Source organism: Treponema socranskii subsp. socranskii VPI DR56BR1116 = ATCC 35536, from assembly GCF_000468115.1.
In the GTDB taxonomy this organism is placed as follows: Bacteria; Spirochaetota; Spirochaetia; order Treponematales; family Treponemataceae; genus Treponema_D; species Treponema_D socranskii.
Genome location: NZ_AVQI01000080.1, coordinates 160,911 through 178,706, shown reverse-complemented (window position 1 = coordinate 178,706; position 17,796 = coordinate 160,911). Strand labels below are relative to the sequence as shown.

The window sequence follows — 17,796 nt, the reverse complement described above, 5'->3', positions numbered from 1 at the left end:
CGGCAAAGCTGATGCAGCGAGAAAGCTGTTCTGTCGATTTTATACAGCGGATGACCGGTCTCTCGGAATCGGAGATCGAGAATTTATGAGCGTTTCCTATCATACAGCCATTTCTTGACGTAAACCGCACTTTGGCGTTATATACTTACAAAGAATATGTACGGAGAATAATAAGCAGTGTCGAATCAAACAGCCGATAAAACGATACTGAAAGAATTAAGAGCGATAACAAACGATAAGACAAATTGGAAAACGGCAATCGATGATGTCGCACTAAAACTCGGTAAACACTATTCAGAAGATGTAAAAGCAAAAGCCTTGTGGCTCCTCGGTGAAATGGGATTATATTATCCTTCTCTCATACAACCGCATATTAAACAAATAGCCGACTATCTGAAGGACGACAATCCGAAACTGAGAGCGCGATCGGTAAACGCATTGGGACGAATAGGCAGAGCGGACAAAGCTTTAATACTTCCCTATTTCGAAGCATTGATAAAAATGTGTTCCGACACAGCGGAGACAGTACGACTTGCGTTTGTGTGGGCTTGTGAAAATATTGCAACGAATGCGCCGGAGTTCTTTTGCGACAAATTGGATTTATTTTATGCGTTGATATCGGATAAAGGAGAGCGAGTACGAATCGAAGCACCTGAAATGTTTCGAGTGATGGGAAAACGGCTGCCGCATTCCGTAGAGCCGTATTTGGAAAAATTGGAACGGTTTGCCGAACATGATTCTCATCCCGTTGTCCGTATTCACACGAGCGGTGCAATCCGCATAACGAAAAAAGCATTGGAGGAAAGCAAGCATGCCGCAGATGAGTAAGGGCGGAAAATATATCTTCGGCTGGTCGGTCATACGGGAAAACGGAAAAATAATTTTTCCGACATCGGCAGTAGAAGAATATAAATTACAAGAAGAACGGTACATTTACATCGTTTCCGGCAGCAAACAGACGGGCGGATTTTGCGTAATGAGCGAACCGCTGCTTTCCCGCTCAAAGCTGAATCACATCCTGAAAGAAAATCCGAACCTTGCGGAAAGGAACGTAAAAGAGGGAGAATTGATTTCATACAAGGGAAGAAAATACGGTTGGCTTCCCCTAAAAGATAACGGAGTTCGACTTACGCCGTCATTAATGCGGACGCTTATATAAAAGCCGGAGACAAATTATTGGCGATCCGTAGCAGCGACATCGCATTTACTTTGGGCGCAAAAGGCATATTGATACAAAAAGCACTTGAATACGCGGGAGAAATAGCAGTTTTTTAATCAACATACCCCGACGCAGCCTCGCAGCGAAGCTTCACGCGGCGTCGGGGTATGTTGTCCTCATAAGGAATTGCAGTCGGCTTTCATACCTTTTATTACATCCGAAAAGATGAGGTATAAAAGCCTCCTCACGGATAAAAGAAAAACGCGCCAAGCGTTTTTCGCCTTTCGACTTCATCACGTAGATTCCGAGCAGTGGCCGTTCGCAGTTTTCCAAGAACTACAGTTTTTGGAAAGTTTCCTTGATGTACTATGCGACGTTTAAAATCAAGTCATTACGATACAAGGACTTAATTTTAAACTCGACAGGCTGTCGAAAAAGTAACCGACTTTTGAAACAGCCCTCTCACTACCGCATTTTTCCTTTACAAAAGCGGCTGTAGTGCAAGGTTACGATACGGCATCTCTGCCGTGCGTCGGAGGAAGTTCCCGCACTCTGCGTTCGCGCCGAATCCTTGCAGCGCTCACCACCGTAATTATACCGAAAAGAAATTACGCCTGTACGTTGAGCTGTAAGTACACTTGATCTGCCAAACCGAAACCGGCGTTTTTCGTAAGCTGTGTCGCGTATTCGTCGTACATCATGTCTTCGTACATTTTAGAAGCAAAACTGTCGCCGCCGAAAAGAGAGGTTTTCGTAACGGTGCTGCGCATCGACGACACCATGATTTTGACGATGTAGGATTCGAGTTCGAGCGATTTTTCGTAGAGTTTGCTCGTCCTGTCGATCGTCGCGCTTTTTGCGTGAACACCCGCGCCGTTTGCCGCAGCTCCGATGGGAAGCGCTTTTTTATCGCTTTCGTTCGTAAACGTATTCGAAAAGCCCGAAGCGAAATCTCCGTTTAACCGCCCGTCTTCGACAACCCGTTCGGATGCGACGGATGCGCTTTGAAAGGAAGCGGATGAGCGTATGCGTTTTACCAAATCGGAAAAAGAAGCGCCCTCGCCCGCTTCCCGCGCTTTTTGCATCGTTTCCGTTCCGTTCAATAACGACGAGTTGACGCTGCTTATCTTCATTTTCCCTCCAAAAAACTTTTGCAGAAAACTTCAGTTTTCGAAAAAGTTTTTTGATGTGCGCACAAGCGCACACGTCGAATAGTCGAGTTTGCCTTGCAAACTCGAGATAAAAAGCGGCGGCGATATCTTAGACACCGCTTTTTATCGTTCCTCCAAAAAACTTTTGCGCAAAGTACGAATATCCCATGTCTTACGCATGAGACACACTATCCTCTAAAAATAACGTGTAACGTAAAAAATCGGCTACACTCCCGGCAGCGACACTGCCGTTCACCGCGGCAGACCGTAATCGGAATCGGACTGCGCAAAATTTCTTCGAAATTTTGCTTGCCATCGGTCTGAGCGGCAATGCCGTTTGCTCGGGGAACTTCGCGCTTCGCGCTCGTTCAAGTGACGCGGTTTAGCGCTTTAAGCTCACCGCAGTACCGAGCATGGTGTCGGACGTTTGAATCGCTTTGCTGTTAAACTCGTACGCTCTCTGCGCGACGATCATCGCGACCATTTCGTTGACGACGGATACGTTGCTCATTTCAAGGAATTTGTGTTCGAGTTTTCCCATACCCTCAAAGCCCGGGCGGCTTGCGATCGGAGCGCCTGACGCGTTCGACACTTTAAAGAGGTTGTCGCCGTCGGCTTCAAGTCCGATTTCGTTCGGAAAGCGGTAGAGTTCGAGCTGTCCTACTTCCGTCGGCTCCGTCTCTCCGTTTATCTTTACGCCGACCCTTCCGTCCTGACTGATGACGAGGGTCTGCACGTCGTAGCCTTCCGGTAAAATGATTTCCGGCATAACGCGGTTACCGTCGGATGTGAGGAGCTGGCCGGTCGAATCGACTTGAAACGAACCGTCTCTCGTATAGGCGTAGCTGCCGTCGTATTTTTGCACGCGGAAAAATCCGTCTCCGACGATGGCGACGTCTGTGGAAACTCCGGTGTGCTGGAGCGAGCCCTGATGCATGATGCGCTGCGTCGCGCCGACTCTGACGCCGTGCCCCTGCTGGATGCCGACGGGCGTCACCGTGTCTTCGGTCGCGGGCGTGCCGGCGAGCTTTGCCGTTTGATATATCAAATCTTCGAATTCGACGCGCTGCTGTTTGTAGCCGGTCGTATTGACGTTTGAAAGGTTGTGAGAAATCGCATCGATATTCGTCTGCTGACCGTTCATACCCGTCGCAGCCGTCCATAAACTTCTGACCATATCGTCCTCGCTGTCCTTATTAAATCATCCTAGTTTATCCGTGCTGATAGAGCGCGACGCGCGACCACAGCGTTTCCATCATCGCGTCTTCGCTTTGAATCGTCTTTTGATTCGCTTCGTACGCGCGGTTCACTTCGATCATCCGCACCATTTCGTTGACGACGTTTACGTTCGACGTTTCAACGTATTCCTGCAAAACGCGCGGGCGTTCGTTTCCTTCGGCGATATAGGCGGGGCCTGCGATATCGTTCGTGTTGTACAGGCTCTCTCCCATCTTTTTCAAATAGCGCTCGTTGTCGAAGCGTACGATTTTCAGTCTGTCGATTTCGTTGCCCTCTTCGTCGATTATCTTCCCGTCTTCCCGCACGGTAAACCGATCGTTTTCAAGCGTGATGATGCCTTTTTCGCCCATAACGGGATAGCCGTCTTTCGTTTCGAGGATGCGCTCTTTACCGATAAAAAAGTTTCCGTTCCGCGTATAGCGCTCGCCGATCGGCGTCTGCACGGTAAAAAATCCCTTGCCGCCGAGCGCAAAATCGGTTTTCGTACCCGTCGTTTTAAATGAGCCCTGTTCGAAATCGGTAAACTGTTCGTTCGTTTCGATACCGAGTCCGAGCTTTCCGATAATCGGAGCGGCGTCCGCGCTGCCGAAGGGTGTTTCGTAAACGCCGTCAGCGTTCGTCCGCCGTAAAAGGAGTTCCGAAAACGATTTGCTTACGCGGACATCCCGTTTGTAGCCCGTCGTATCCACGTTTGCAAGATTGTTCGAAATCGCATCGAGTCTGTTCTGCTCGCCGTTCATGCCGCTTGCGCCTATATACCAACCGCGTATCATAAATATCCTCTCTTATTGTATCGGCGAAGAAAAACGCCGTGTTTAGCAAAAATAATTTGCAAAATACGCAGTCATGCTTTATACTGAATTACAGATATGCTTTGATTTTACAGCGATTCAAAGCACGGGAGGTATGATGCCCGATAAAGAAAAAGATTTATGCGTTCTTTCGATCATTCTCGGAGGCGGAAAAGGAACGCGGCTTTTTCCGCTCACAAAAGTCCGCTCGAAGCCGGCCGTTCCGTTCGGTGGAAAATTCCGCATCGTCGACGTGCCGATTTCAAACTGCATCAATTCAGGCTACAAAAAAATATACCTGCTCACGCAGTTCAATTCGTTTTCGCTGCACATGCACATCAGCAATTCGTACAACTTCGACCGCTTTTCGCACGGCTTTGTCGAAATACTGGCCGCAGAACAGACGCTCGAACACACCGGCTGGTACGAAGGAACCGCCGACGCGGTGCGGAAGAATTTTCCGCACTTTAAACCGCAAAAACCGACGCACTATATCATCCTTTCAGGCGATCAGCTGTACCGCATGGACTTGCGCGATTTTATGACATCCCACCTCGAAAGCGGTGCCGACGTAACGATTGCGACGACGGCGGTAAACAGGAGCGACGCGTCGGGCTTCGGCATTATGAAGATCGACGGCGAAAACCGCATCGCGGAATTCATGGAAAAGCCCGCACGGGACATGAATATCGACGATTGGAAAATCCCCGAAAGCTCGCGCGGCAATCTGCCGCCGGAAAAAGAATATCTCGCGTCGATGGGTATCTATATCTTCAACGCTCCCGTCATGGATGAAATGCTCGACAATGATATGACCGATTTCGGAAAAGAGATAATTCCCGCAGCGATAAAAACGAAAAAGATCAATTCGTACATCTTCGACGGCTATTGGGAAGATATCGGAACGATCGGCAGTTTTTACGAAGCGAATATCAATTTGACCGAAACGACTCCGCAGTTCAACATCTACGACGAAGACGAGCCGATCTATACGCACATTCCGAATCTCCCGCCGTCGAAAATCAATAAAGCCGACATAAACGCGTCTCTCACGGCTGAAGGCTGCATTATCACCGAAAGCCGCCTCAATCACTGCGTTATCGGTATTCGCTCGATCATCGAAACGGGAAGTACGCTCGACGGCGTGATTATGATGGGCGCCGATGCCTACGAAACCGAAGCGTCCAAACGCTACAACGCCGAACACAATATACCGGATCTCGGCATCGGAAAAAACTGCCGCATCGCGCGCACGATAATCGATAAAGACGTGCACATCGGTGACAACTGCTCCATCAACGTAAGCGGAAACCAGTACGAAGAAGGCGACCACGGCTTGTTTTATTGCGCCGACGGCATCATCGTCATCAGAAAGGGCGCGGTCATCCCTTCGGGTACGGTGATTTAAGGCGGCTCGTTTTCGTGACGGATTCGATGTACGATAAGCTCGGCGATTTGCTCAAAGCCGCGCTCGAAAAAGGCGAGATTCCTAAAAGCGGTGAAAAAAAAGCCGAAACGAATGCAGGCACGGACGAGCGTTCGTACGCTTTCAAAACGAGGAGCAAAGCCGGAGAAGCGGATATGCTTCGTGCATCAAACGGCAGCGCGCAGACAAAAAACCGAACGGAAGCGCAGCGTACGGCAATGCGCGGCGGGCAAAGAGGCGGCACGAATATCAAGCTCGAAACTGTTTTAAACGCAAAAGGAAAAAAACGGCGCGGTGAAGTGCTCAAAAGCGAAAACGGAGCCGAGAGGGCGCGTCCGTTCGAAGTGCTGCCGGATCACATCAAAAAAGCCTGTGAAACGCTCGGCGTAAAAGCGGGCGCGGACGAAAGTGAAATACGGAGCGCGTACCGTAAAAAGCTCAAACGCTTCCATCCCGATTCGAACAGCGAAAACGAAACGGTACAGCGCGTCGCGCACAAAAAGACCGAAGAAATCGTCGAAGCGTATAACGCGATACGCACGTATAAGGCGTCTCTCGGGTAAAGAGCGTGATTTTCGAAATACGCGCAAATGTGTATACGCACCGATAAGTTACCTATTGCTAATATTTATAAAATCCGCTATAACATAACCGCACGTTCCGTCTCTCCTTGTACAATCGGAGCGGCATAAGTTTTTATGGAGGTATACCAATGAAAAAAACAATACTCACGCGCGTACTGTCGGCGCTGCTTTTTGCCGTAGCACTTTCGTTTGCCGCAGCGGATCCTGCGACCGACGTAAAGATCGATTTCAAAATGGATCTCAGCTTAAAAAATCACGAAGCCGATTATTTCACGTGGACGGTCGGAAACCAAAGCGTAAAGGATAAATTCGATGCCGCATCCGGTGCAAGTCTCAACGGTTCTACAAAAGCGTTCAACGCCGTCCGCTTTGCCGAACCGGCAGATGCCAGAAAAGCCGCTATGCCTGCAGGTCTGCGCAGCGTGTTTTTATTTGCGATCGCCGATAGCAAGCTTGCAAAGAACCACGCGCTTCAAGTGACGAAAGACGCAGGAGTCATCACCGTGCGCTTTGTCCGCAAAACGAATGCGTTCGAATTGAAAACCGATAATAAAGGAAACTTCAATCTGCTGACCGGCTCAAAGATCGCAAAAAACGTTACCGATAAAAAAGGCGACGGCTTTGTCATCAAACCCGAATACCTAAAACAAGGTGGAGACGTAAGCAATATGGCGGATTTGGACTGGAGCAAGATCCCCCTTGCGGACGATGCGTTCAGTTCCGATGCCGCGTATCACTATGACGGAAACGTAAAATTTCCATTTAAAGACAACGTGTTGCGCATCACCGGTACGCTTTCTCGAACCAAATAGAGACTGTCTCAAAAGGCGGTTACTTTTTCGACAGCCCCTATACGAGCGCCGGTCATTTCTCATGTGAATTGCTCGGCGTTCTTTATAAAACAAGTGCAATCGATTTTACGGACGGCAAAACGATCGCCGCCCTTCCCCTGCCCGATCGCCGCTTACGGATTCAATTCCCACTCTCCGTATTTATCGACGATCTTTGTCTTCATGCTTTCCATCGGACGCCACACGACCGAAATCGTCACATAGGGATTAAAATCGTAATATTTTTTAGCTTTGTCCGTCACGAGGCGCGGCGCAACTTTAAACGTCGTATTGAAATCCCAATCGTGCAGGTCGTGCGTCAGCGTAAAGTTTAAGCTCTGCAGTTTAAAGCCCGACGCTTTTCGCCTGCTTTCGTCGTCGAAGCGGAATGAATCGAGTAAATCGAAAAGCACGTTTGTTTCGCCGGGAATCCGTCCTGCTTCTCCAAGTATTTTTTGGAAATAACGATAGAGCACGGAATTGCGCGACGTCGAAGAAAAGGTGAATGTAAGGAATTTATTAATTTCAAAGTTGAGCGACGGAGTAAACAGAAAATAGCTGTTTGTCGGACGAAGGAGGTCTGCGACGACGCTCGTCGAAAGTCCGGGTGCGATTTTGATGCGGTTTTTCCAAACGTACCACGTATCTTTGGGCAGCGTATAGGAAAGCGAAAGCGAATACGGCAAAAACGCTTCCTGCGATCGCACTTGCCATCCCGTCGCCGCATTGAAATCGTAGCCCTTCGTATACGACATCGTGTAAGAAGCCTCGAGTCCCTGCCACGCAAGCGTCAAGCGCAGCGCATCGTCGTGATACTTATCCCAATTATAATTGTACGACTGCGTAAACTTGAACGTATTATTAAAAAGCGAAAGCGTAAACGCTTGCTGTATGAGCTTTCGCTCCCATGTCGTATCGGTTACGCTTTTTTGTTTGAATCCCGTCGAAAGCGAAAACGTCGTAAACGGAAAGGCAAGCGAAAGGGTTCCCGTGTATTCGTCGACTTGCGGCGGAAGCGTCATCGAAAGCACGAGGGACTGCGAAAAAGCGTCACTCTCGTTCATCGCATAGGTAAAGGCGAGCTGATGAGCGGTTACCGAATCCTTATCGGTAAAATCGGGACCGTAATATCTCCAGTCGGGATTGTCGGCATCGGTTCCGAGAAATTCGCTTCTGAACAGCTTAATCGTCGAATTATACGAAATGCCGGTGTTTTTTAACATACCGATATAGTACAGCGGTTTTACGCTCACCGAATTCGTATTGACGATTTCCTGTATCGACGCTTTAAAGTCCGCCACTTTGAGCGAATTGACGGCGCTCTGCGTATAGCCGCCCGTCGCCGTATCCGTCGAAATATACGGGTGCCGCTGAACAACGGGGTTGTATGACAGGCCGTTCGTAAGAGTAAAAAAGCTCCCGCCGTAGCTCGCAACGGAATCGAGGGAAAGCGGCGTTTTAAGCGTATACATCGAAGATCGGACTTTGCTCCATTGAAAATCTTCGGGCTTGCTCAAACCCGTCGACGAATACGCGATCTGAGAGGTAAACGTCGGCTTCAGCGAATACGAAAGCTTATAATCGAAACCCGGAATTACCGTAACGGCGGGAGCTACGGCCGTGAGAGACGGCAGCGTTTTTTCGAAAAACTTTGCATCGTCTTTCGCAGCGTCATCGACATCCGTATGCGCTTTATCATGTGTTCCGCTTTCGCTTTGCCCTTCGCCCGTTTTTTCGGCTTCCGTTTTGCCGTCCTCCGGCGCACCGTTTCCGTCCGCCTTCGCTGCAGCCTTTGCCGCTTGTTCTGCTTTCGCTTTTTCTTCGGCAATCTCCTTTGCCGTTTTCAATTCGTCGGGAGCGATGAGCGGCACTTCGGGCGCGTTCTTTTTTGCCGCATTCGTTCCCTTCTCCGGATACGAAAAGAGCGTTCCCGTAAGCGAAAGAGAAGCCGTCGCCGGCGTGATCTGCGACGGATAATAAAATTTGCGTTCCGGCGAATAGGTTTTCAAATTGTCCGTACCCGAAAGCGAATTATTAAAGACGGAACTGTATACGACCGACGCGTTGAGCGACAGCGACAACGATGAAATATATGGAGCTGCCCGAACGGAAGACGGCAGCGAATACGAACTTGCGAGCGTCCATGAAAACGACGATATCTCTTTTACCGTCTTCGTCTCCCCTGAATCGGTTCCCATCGATGTGAGGTAACCGATCCAATCCATCGTTTCGTTGCGCTCCGAAAAATCGTCGGTGATAAATGGATCCGAATAGATCGGCATCGACAGCGTAAACGAAAACGGCTTACTCAAAACGAATTTAAAATTCGCGCCGTAGCGGAACGGCATTTCGATGCCCATAAAATTGGACGTATCGTAATACCGTTTTCCCGACGCCGCATAGGGCGTATGGTTTCCGGAAGAATCCCGAAACACCGTATTGCTGAACGCAAGCTGTGCCGATGAAGTAACTTCGGTGATATAATCGTTCGGCTTAAAGACTCCTTCAAAGCCGGTCAAAAATCCGAGGTTCGAATACCAGTCGCCTATAATCTTAAAATAATTCGCTGTGCCGCCGGTATAGTCTTCGTCGAGGTTGTGCAGCACGATCCCTTCGAGCTTTTGTTTTTTCAGTGTCGACGGCCGTATAAAATTGAACAGCGCTTTCAGGTTATCGCTGTCGTCGCTGTCGTTGCTGCTTTTCGACGAGTCTTTTGGAACGTAGAGAGGCTTTCGCCCGTAGAGATAAGCGGTCGTTTGAATAAAATACCCGCGCCGTACGTCGTAACCGAATACGGGATTGTAGATGAGTTCGTCTTTCGGATAATAAAATGCCGGAAGGTAGAGCACGGGCACGACGCCGACGTATAAGAGCGCATTGAAAAACGCAAACTCGCCGCCGGGAAGCAGCCAAATGCGCGTCGCGTCGATGTGCCAGTGAGGATTTTCGTCATCGCAAAACGTGAGACTTCCGTTTTTAAAAGCGACCGTATTCGATTCGCTTCTGCCGAACATATCGGATGCGACGATGAGCGTCGAACCCGACGGCAGATTGATCGAATCCGTCTGCGTCTGTACGATGCGCCCGTCGTCGAACACGCCTTCGAGCGTGGACGTGTTGAACATGAGTGACGACGCGGTTGCCGTACTGTTGCCGGCCGCGCCCCCCGCCTGTTCCATCGACACACCGCCGGACGCGTACATCATCTTCGTCTTTCTGTCGTAGGTAATCCGTTCGGCGCGGATCGTCGTTTTCGTGTTTCCCTTTGCAACGGAAATACGGACATCTCCGTTCAGCACGATCGTATCGTTTCCCGTCTCTTTGTTTTTTTCGTACGATGTCGCTTGCGAATGCTCTATCGTGATGACGGTTTTTTCATCCTGCACCGTACGTGAAGAAGACGCATCGGCGGCCGTCTCTTTTTCTGCGGATGCGGAAGTTTCTTTTTCCGTTTGAGGATTTGCCCGAGACGCATCGTTTCCCTCCGCCGCAGCTGCGCGATGTACACCGGCGGAAAAAAAGATAAGCGAAAAAATCAATAATGTTATGATACGGCATTTCGGCGCAATCATCTTTTAATCATTTTTTCCGTGTCGATTTTTTTGCGGCGGGACGGCGCTTTTCACGTTCGAGCATCTCTTTGATATAAGAGCCCGTATACGACTGTTTGACTTCTGCGACTTCTTCTGGCGTCCCTTTTGCGATGACATTTCCGCCGCGGAAGCCGCCTTCCGGCCCCAAATCGATTATCCAATCGGCTTGGCAGATAACGTCGAGGTTGTGTTCGATCATGATCACCGTATTTCCCGCATCGACGAGGCGCCGGATCACTTCCATGAGCAGCATGACATCGGCAAAGTGCAAACCGGTCGTCGGTTCGTCGAGTATGTACATCGTTTTACCCGTCGAAGTGCGCGCGAGTTCGGTCGCAAGCTTTACGCGCTGCGCTTCTCCGCCGGAAAGTGTGAGCGCCGACTGACCGAGCTGGATATAGCCGAGGCCGACCGACTTCAGCGTTTCGAGTTTGCGCGCAACGTGCGGGATGCCCGCAAAAAAATCGCACGCTTCTTCGATCGTCATATTGAGCACGTCGTTGATGTTTTTGCCCTTGTACGTTACGTCGAGCGTCTCTTTGTTAAATCGCTTTCCGCCGCAGACGTCGCACTGGATGTACACGTCGGGCAAAAAATTCATTTCAATGACGATAGTCCCCGCTCCTTGACAATTTTCGCACCTGCCGCCCTTTACGTTAAAGCTGAATCTGCCCGGGCCGTAGCCTCGCGCTTTCGCTTCGGGAAGAGATGCAAAGAGATCGCGTATGCCGCTGAAAAGCCCGACGTATGTCGCGGGGTTCGACCGAGGCGTGCGCCCGATGGGGCTTTGATCGATATTGATAACTTTGTCGATATTCGAAACGCCTTCGATCTTTTCGAATTTGCCGACAGAGTATTTTGTACGCATAAGCTTATTGCTGAGCGCGGGATAGAGCACGTCGGAAAGCAGCGTCGATTTGCCGGATCCCGAAACGCCCGTTATACATGTAAAAGTACCGAGGGGAATCTTTACGGAAACGTTTTTCAGATTGTGCTCGGTCGCTCCCGTAAGTTCGATACGGCTCCCGTTGCCGCCCCTCCGCTCCGCCGGAATCGCCATGCGCAATTTTCCCGCGAGGTATTGACCCGTAACGCTTTCGGCGACGCGCGAAACCTGTTCGGGCGTTCCCGCCGCAACGACGCGGCCGCCGTGCACGCCCGCCGCCGGTCCCAAGTCGACGAGGTAGTCCGCGGTTCGAAGCGTCTGTTCGTCGTGTTCGACGACGATAACCGTATTGCCCGCGTCGCGGAGGTAGGTCAGCGTGTCGATCAGTTTTTGATTGTCCCGCTGGTGCAGCCCGATCGACGGTTCGTCGAGTATGTACATGACGCCGACGAGGGCGCTTCCGATTTGCGTGGCAAGCCTGATCCGCTGCGCTTCGCCTCCCGACAGCGTTTCCGCCGCACGCTCAAGCGTCAGATAATCGAGTCCGACGTTTTTCAAAAAGCGCAGGCGCGAGCGTATCTCTTTTAAAACTTGGGACGCGATTTCGCTTTCGGAATTCGTCAATCGTATCTTGTCGAAAAAATCGATCGAATCGAGAACGGAAAATTCGGTGATTTCCCAAATATTTTTTCCGCCGACCGTCACTCCGAGCGCTTCGGGACGCAGTCTTTTTCCGCGGCACGCGGCGCATTCGCGGTGCGCCATGTATTTTTCGAGGTTCGTCTTCATCTGGTCGCCCCACGCTTCCGTGTAGCGCCGCTTCATATCGTCGAAGAGACCCGGCCACGCCTGATCGTACACAGAATACCCTTCTCCGCTCTGCTTTTCGTATTCCCAGTGGATAGCGTCTTTCGTGCCGTACAAAAGCGCATCTCTCTGTTTTTTTGTCAATTTTTCGATCGGCGTCGAAAGCGTAAATTTATACGCGTCCGCAAGCCCCTGCATGCGCGCCGTATTCCACGCGGACGAAGGATTGTACGGAAGGATAGCCCACTCGTCGAAAGATTTCGATTCGTCGGGAATCATCAGATTCAAATCGAATTCCATCTTTTCGCCCAAACCGGTGCATTCGGGACAAGCGCCGAAAGGATTGTTAAATGAAAAGAGGCGCGGCTGCAGTTCGGGAATCGAAATACCGCAGAAGGGGCACGCGTTCTTTTGCGAAAAAAACACTTCGGCTTCCGAAGATGCTTCCCCGCCTGCAGCATCGTTTTTTTTCGTGACGATGATGGTACCGTTCGAACTTTTGAGCGCGGTTTCGACCGAATCCGCCAAACGCTTGCGTACGGAAGGCGAAATGATAATTCTGTCGACGACGATTTCAATCGTGTGTTTTTTTTGCTTGTCGAGTTTGACCGTATCTTCCAAATCGGCCATAACGCCGTCCACCCGCGCGCGCGCAAACCCCGCTTTTCGCGCGTCTTCGAATACTTTTTGATGTTCGCCTTTTTTTCCGCGCACCACCGGCGAAAGTATCTGCACCTTCGTACCCTCCGGCCAGCTCATCATCGTGTCGATGATTTGGTCGATCGACTGTTCGGCGATTTCGCGTCCGCAGTTCGGACAGTGCGCTTGCCCGATGCGTGCAAAGAGAAGCCGATAATAATCGTAGATTTCGGTGATCGTGCCGACCGTCGAACGAGGGTTTTTATTCGTCGATTTTTGTTCGATCGAAATCGCAGGCGAAAGCCCTTCGATCAAATCGACGTCGGGTTTGTCCATCGTACCCAAAAACTGGCGCGCGTACGACGAGAGGCTTTCCATATAACGCCGCTGCCCTTCGGCAAAGAGCGTGTCGAACGCGAGCGAAGATTTCCCCGAACCGGAAAGACCGGAAAGCACGACGAGTTTATTGCGCGGCAAATCGATGTCGACGTTTTGCAGATTGTGCTCGCGCGCACCTCTGATACTTATTTTTTCGCCCGTGACGGGCGCGATATTTTTCGCATATTTTTTCAACTGATAAGATGCGGATGATGCCATAGTACACATAAGTATAGCGCATAAGAGCTTCGCGCTCAAGGCGGCGGACATCTATGGAAAACAGAGCAGCCGCATCAAAAACTATATTCTCTAAAAAATAGCATATAACGAAAAAATCGGCTGCACTCACCCTGCAAAAAGGTTTTGCGAAGTCTACGGCAGGTATTCGCTTCGGATATTTCTCAGCGATAAAAAGAGGCGCATCTTTTTCGCATCGTTTCCGCCGGTAAGCCCTTCGAGCAAAAGGCGCGCTTTTTTCCTTCCCGAATTATCCTGATAATCGCAGGTACAGACGGAAGATGCAAAACCTTTTTGCCGGGCGTAATCGACAAGCGTTTTTTCGCCGACATAGCACAGCGGGCGCAAAATCGTAACGGGATAATTTTTATACGAAAGCTTCGGCGGCATCGTCGAAAGTTCGCCCCGCTCGAGCATATTCATGAGAAGCGTTTCGAGGATATCGTCGAGGTGATGACCGAGCGCGATTTTATTGAATTTATGTTCGATCGCGTAATTCAAAAGTTCCGTCCGCCGCTGCGTCGAACACCACCAGCAGTTCATCTTTTGTCCCTTTTTGAGCCGCGCGAGCACGTCGACGCCGATGATTTCAAAGGGCACGCCCCACTCGCAAAATAAGCGCGCGATGCCTTCGGGAAAAGCGGGCGCAAAATCGCTTTGTATCGCGACGGCTTTATATGAAAAACTGCAATCGGGGCGCAATGAGCGGAGCGCAAAATACTCTGTGAGAGCGGTCGAATCCTTTCCGCCCGACGCGCCCACGAGGATACGATCTCCGTCTTCGATCATCGCGTAATCGAAAACGGCTTTATCGATAAGGCTTTGCAGTTTCGGATGAGAGGCCATCTCGCTTCAGCGCTTTTTCAAATGGACGGCAAAACCGTTGATCTCTTTGTCCAGATAGATGAATTTCAGCGGCGATTTTTTCGCATCCCCCGTCCACTGAGCGCTGTCGGCGACCGGCTTAAAACCGTAGGCGGCAAGGTACGTAAGCGCGCGTTCGATATTGTACGTTAGAATTCCGATGTGTCCGTTTTTACCTTTTACGCCGTTTTTCATCAATTCGAATTCGGTTCCGCAAAACCACGACAATTCGCCTTCGACGCCTTTAAATCCGAACGCTTCGAGTTCTTTGACGCCTTCCGCGCATTCGCCCTCTCCGTGAAAATTTATGCCGACATGTGCGAAAGCGAATCCGAGAGAAGCTTCGACCGCTTCTTTCGACAAGCGTGTAATTTCATCCCATCGTTTCGCTTTGATAAGGCTGCCTTTCACCATCCAGCTGCCAGAAACGGCCGCGACGTTCGACAGCGCAAAATAATTTGCCATATTGTCGAGATTCAATCCGCCGCTCGGAAGAAATTTTATACGCGGAAAGGGACCGGCAAAAGCTTTGAGCGCAGCGCAGCCGCCTGAAATTTCTGCAGGGAAAAATTTGAGCACGGAAAGACCTTTTGCAGCGGCCGCCGTAATTTCGCTCGCCGTAGAAACTCCGGGGTATGTTACGATACCGTGCGAGACGGAATAATCGACGACCTCTTCTTTAAAACCCGGAGAGACGATAAACTTTGCACCCGAATCGATTGCCGCCTTTGCAAGCTCGACGCTCGTCACGGTACCGGCTCCGACAGTCATCGCGGAAACTTTTTCGTGTACGTCGCGTATCGCGCGCGCACTTCCTTCATAATCGGACGGATTGCGGAAGGTGATCTCCATCGCAGTGATGCCGCCTTTAAGGAGAGCGTTCGCAAGCGGAACTGCGTTATCCGGCGAATCGAGCGCGACTACGGGAACGATACCCGTTTTATGCAATACATCGTATTCCTTTTCAAACATATCGATACCCCCGCATAATACTTTCGCTTCGGCCAGTATAACACGGACACCGAACAAAAGTACAGTAAAACGATTAGAGCGCAAATTCACGTATATGCACGTGTAAATCCGCATCTTGACGAAATGCTCGATATCCGCTACAGTGGACATTACACCGCTTTCAGGTGCGCGATTAGCTCAGTTGGTTAGAGTACAAGCATGACACGCTTGGGGTCACTAGTTCGATTCTAGTATCGCGCATCGGAAAGCGGTATTTTTATTTTTCCCGCTGTTTCAATACATCTCCGGTTAGGTCTGTGTACAATTGCTCGGAAAGCGGTTATCGTCTATACTTGACGCATGAAAAAAATCGGCATCGTCACCGGAGCGAGTTCAGGTATGGGGGCGGAATTCGCGCTGCAGATCGCACGACAAAAAAACTGCGACGAACTCTGGCTCATCGCGCGCAGAAAAGAAAAGCTCGATGCGCTCTGCGAAAAAATCGAATCGCAAAAAGGCGTCGTCCCGCGCGCGGTCGCGATGGACATACGCGGACGCGAAGGAGTCGAACGGTTCGCACGGCTGCTCGAAAAAGAAGCAGGAGATTTTACGGTCGACATACTCGTCAATAACGCCGGCTTCGGCACTTACGGCCCCTTTTCGGAAACCGACGTCATGCGCGAACTCGATATGATAGACCTAAACTGTACAGCGCTCACCGGACTCTGCGGCGTGTCGCTTCCGTACATGAAATGCGGTTCCCTCATCATCAATACGGCAAGCCTCGCAGCATTTTCGCCGCTCGGAAACTTTGCCGTCTACGCAGCAACGAAAGCGTACGTGCTGAGTTTTACGCTCGCGCTCGCAGCCGAAGTACGACAGCGCGGCATACGCGTGTGCGCGCTCTGCCCGGGATCGGTCAGCACCGAATTCGCAAGCGTTGCATCGAACGGAGCGCGCAAAGAAGTGCTCCGCGGCATCGCTTCGGATACGGTAGTTGCGCACTGTTTAAAGCGCGCGAGACGAGGAAAGAAAATCGTGCTTATGAGATGGAAGTGGAAATTTTTTGCCGCTGCAAGCCGATGGCTCGGCCGATATACGATCGCGCGTTTTACGTACGAACACTGGAAGCGCCCGTATAGGAAATAGTGAGTGAGGAAACTTGTATATGGGTTGGACAGGCTGACGAAGGATGATGTGAACTTATGCCGGAGTTATGGTGAGATCCTTATATTCAAATATGAAAGCGTCACATTCGAATACATAAATATGCTATACAGATGCATATTTATGTAAATAAAATTATTCGGCAAAATCGCACCAACCCCATTAAAACGGGCCGATTTTGCACGGTTTTTTGCAAATTTCGGAAAAAAATTATTAATTTTTACTGCCCGCATCATTGCATAAATATACGGTTTTCTCAGTCTTCCCGTACGCGGTATACGCCCTTCGTTTCGCACACAAAGCGTTCTTCGAGCAAACGAAGGGCGGCTTTTTCCAAGCGCGAAAGAGAGATGCCCTCCGAGCGCGCAATTTCCGAAAGCGTGGCCGATTTTTTTTCGGTAAGCTGCCGAACGATGGCGCCGCGCGCTTCGCGGAGAGAGCCGCGGAAAGGGGACTGCCGCACGTAGTGCGCGCTTTTTTGCGACGGATTTTGCACGCGCTTTTTAAGCTCGGCTCCGTAATCCATGAGCGCCCAGTACCATTCGCGTACATTCGTTTTGTCGAGCGTCCGTTCGACGAGAGGAAGAATTTCCGCATCCGATACTTTTTCGTTTGTGTTTCCGAAAAAGAAAAAAATAAACACCGAGCGGATATTCGTTTCGATAAAGACTTCGGCTTTGTTAAACGCAAAGGCCGCTACGGCGCCCGCCGTATACGGTCCGATCCCGGGAAGAGATTCGAGGAGTTTTCTTTCGCGGGGAAATTTTCCGCCGTAAGAAGCGCACACTTCCCTGCACGCTTCCTGCAGATACTTCGCCCGCCTGTTGTAGCCGAGGCCGTTCCAGTGCGCAAGCACATCCGAAAAAGGCGCCGAAGCGAGAGAGGGCGCATCGGGAAACGCTTCGATCCACGCTTCGTATTTCGGAACGACGCGGAGTGTCTGTGTCTGCTGCAGCATCATTTCCGAAACGAGTATTTTGTACGCGTCGCGCGTTTTCCGCCACGGAAAAATCCTCGCGCGCTCTTTATAATTTTTAATAATCGCCGCTCGAAAATCGTCTACCGCGTCTTGAGTCAATGTCATGCTTTTTGTG

General features: G+C 50.5%; 14 protein-coding genes and 1 tRNA gene. 7 read left to right on the top strand and 8 right to left on the bottom strand.

The window, feature by feature from the left end:
- The first annotated feature begins 177 nt into the window (after window positions 1-177).
- Together HMPREF0860_RS11650 and HMPREF0860_RS11645 are read left to right on the top strand one after the other, a co-directional pair.
- On the top strand, window positions 178-828 hold the full coding sequence (locus HMPREF0860_RS11650; RefSeq protein ID WP_021331484.1) for a sister chromatid cohesion protein PDS5: 651 nt from the start codon (window positions 178-180) through the stop codon (window positions 826-828).
- Complete coding sequence (locus HMPREF0860_RS11645; protein ID WP_021331491.1) at window positions 812-1,159, top strand: hypothetical protein; 348 nt, start codon at window positions 812-814, stop codon at window positions 1,157-1,159. The genes HMPREF0860_RS11650 and HMPREF0860_RS11645 overlap by 17 nt, the downstream gene beginning before the upstream one ends.
- A 608-nt stretch (window positions 1,160-1,767) precedes the next feature.
- Here HMPREF0860_RS11645 and HMPREF0860_RS11640 read toward each other — a convergent pair.
- The 3 genes from HMPREF0860_RS11640 to flgF all read right to left on the bottom strand — a co-directional run bounded on the left by HMPREF0860_RS11640 (window position 1,768) and on the right by flgF (window position 4,322).
- Complete coding sequence (locus HMPREF0860_RS11640) at window positions 1,768-2,292, bottom strand: rod-binding protein (protein WP_021331492.1); 525 nt, start codon at window positions 2,290-2,292, stop codon at window positions 1,768-1,770.
- Between the two features lie 400 nt (window positions 2,293-2,692).
- A complete protein-coding gene (gene flgG, locus HMPREF0860_RS11635; protein WP_016520395.1) occupies window positions 2,693-3,487 on the bottom strand; it encodes a flagellar basal-body rod protein FlgG in 795 nt (264 codons plus the stop codon).
- 34 nt (window positions 3,488-3,521) lie between these two features.
- Window positions 3,522-4,322 (bottom strand): flagellar basal-body rod protein FlgF, encoded by an 801-nt coding sequence (gene flgF, locus HMPREF0860_RS11630; protein WP_016520396.1) that lies wholly within the window; start codon window positions 4,320-4,322, stop codon window positions 3,522-3,524.
- A gap of 136 nt (window positions 4,323-4,458) precedes the next feature.
- Here flgF and HMPREF0860_RS11625 point away from each other — a divergent pair, with 136 nt between their 5' ends.
- From HMPREF0860_RS11625 to HMPREF0860_RS11615, 3 genes are all read left to right on the top strand, one after another.
- Window positions 4,459-5,748: a glucose-1-phosphate adenylyltransferase gene (locus HMPREF0860_RS11625; protein ID WP_021331479.1), complete on the top strand. Its 1,290-nt coding sequence runs from the start codon at window positions 4,459-4,461 to the stop codon at window positions 5,746-5,748.
- Between the two features lie 14 nt (window positions 5,749-5,762).
- On the top strand, window positions 5,763-6,329 hold the full coding sequence (locus tag HMPREF0860_RS11620) for a DnaJ domain-containing protein (protein WP_021331504.1): 567 nt from the start codon (window positions 5,763-5,765) through the stop codon (window positions 6,327-6,329).
- A 149-nt stretch (window positions 6,330-6,478) separates the two neighbouring features.
- Window positions 6,479-7,162, top strand: a complete 684-nt coding sequence (locus HMPREF0860_RS11615) for a hypothetical protein (protein WP_021495795.1) — start codon at window positions 6,479-6,481, stop codon at window positions 7,160-7,162.
- 152 nt (window positions 7,163-7,314) lie between these two features.
- Here the strand turns inward: HMPREF0860_RS11615 and HMPREF0860_RS11610 are convergent, their stop codons facing one another.
- The 4 genes from HMPREF0860_RS11610 to eda all read right to left on the bottom strand — a co-directional run bounded on the left by HMPREF0860_RS11610 (window position 7,315) and on the right by eda (window position 15,556).
- The gene (locus HMPREF0860_RS11610) at window positions 7,315-10,752 is read right to left on the bottom strand and encodes an LPS-assembly protein LptD (protein WP_021331448.1); all 3,438 of its coding nucleotides are present in this window, start codon (window positions 10,750-10,752) and stop codon (window positions 7,315-7,317) included.
- A 7-nt stretch (window positions 10,753-10,759) separates the two neighbouring features.
- Window positions 10,760-13,702: an excinuclease ABC subunit UvrA gene (uvrA, locus tag HMPREF0860_RS11605; protein WP_021331462.1), complete on the bottom strand. Its 2,943-nt coding sequence runs from the start codon at window positions 13,700-13,702 to the stop codon at window positions 10,760-10,762.
- A 153-nt stretch (window positions 13,703-13,855) separates the two neighbouring features.
- The gene (locus HMPREF0860_RS11600; protein WP_021331457.1) at window positions 13,856-14,566 is read right to left on the bottom strand and encodes a tRNA 2-thiocytidine biosynthesis TtcA family protein; all 711 of its coding nucleotides are present in this window, start codon (window positions 14,564-14,566) and stop codon (window positions 13,856-13,858) included.
- Between the two features lie 6 nt (window positions 14,567-14,572).
- On the bottom strand, window positions 14,573-15,556 hold the full coding sequence (eda, locus tag HMPREF0860_RS11595; RefSeq protein WP_021331499.1) for a bifunctional 4-hydroxy-2-oxoglutarate aldolase/2-dehydro-3-deoxy-phosphogluconate aldolase: 984 nt from the start codon (window positions 15,554-15,556) through the stop codon (window positions 14,573-14,575).
- Window positions 15,557-15,722: 166 nt separating this feature from the next.
- On the opposite strand from eda, the gene HMPREF0860_RS11590 reads away from it, so the two are divergent.
- Window positions 15,723-15,796: transfer RNA gene (locus HMPREF0860_RS11590), tRNA-Val, on the top strand.
- Window positions 15,797-15,895: 99 nt separating this feature from the next.
- Window positions 15,896-16,684 (top strand): SDR family NAD(P)-dependent oxidoreductase, encoded by a 789-nt coding sequence (locus HMPREF0860_RS11585; protein ID WP_021331455.1) that lies wholly within the window; start codon window positions 15,896-15,898, stop codon window positions 16,682-16,684.
- A gap of 274 nt (window positions 16,685-16,958) precedes the next feature.
- On the opposite strand, the gene HMPREF0860_RS11575 is transcribed toward HMPREF0860_RS11585, so the two are convergent.
- The gene (locus HMPREF0860_RS11575) at window positions 16,959-17,786 is read right to left on the bottom strand and encodes an HhH-GPD family protein (RefSeq protein ID WP_021331437.1); all 828 of its coding nucleotides are present in this window, start codon (window positions 17,784-17,786) and stop codon (window positions 16,959-16,961) included.
- Between the last annotated feature and the right edge of the window lie 10 nt (window positions 17,787-17,796).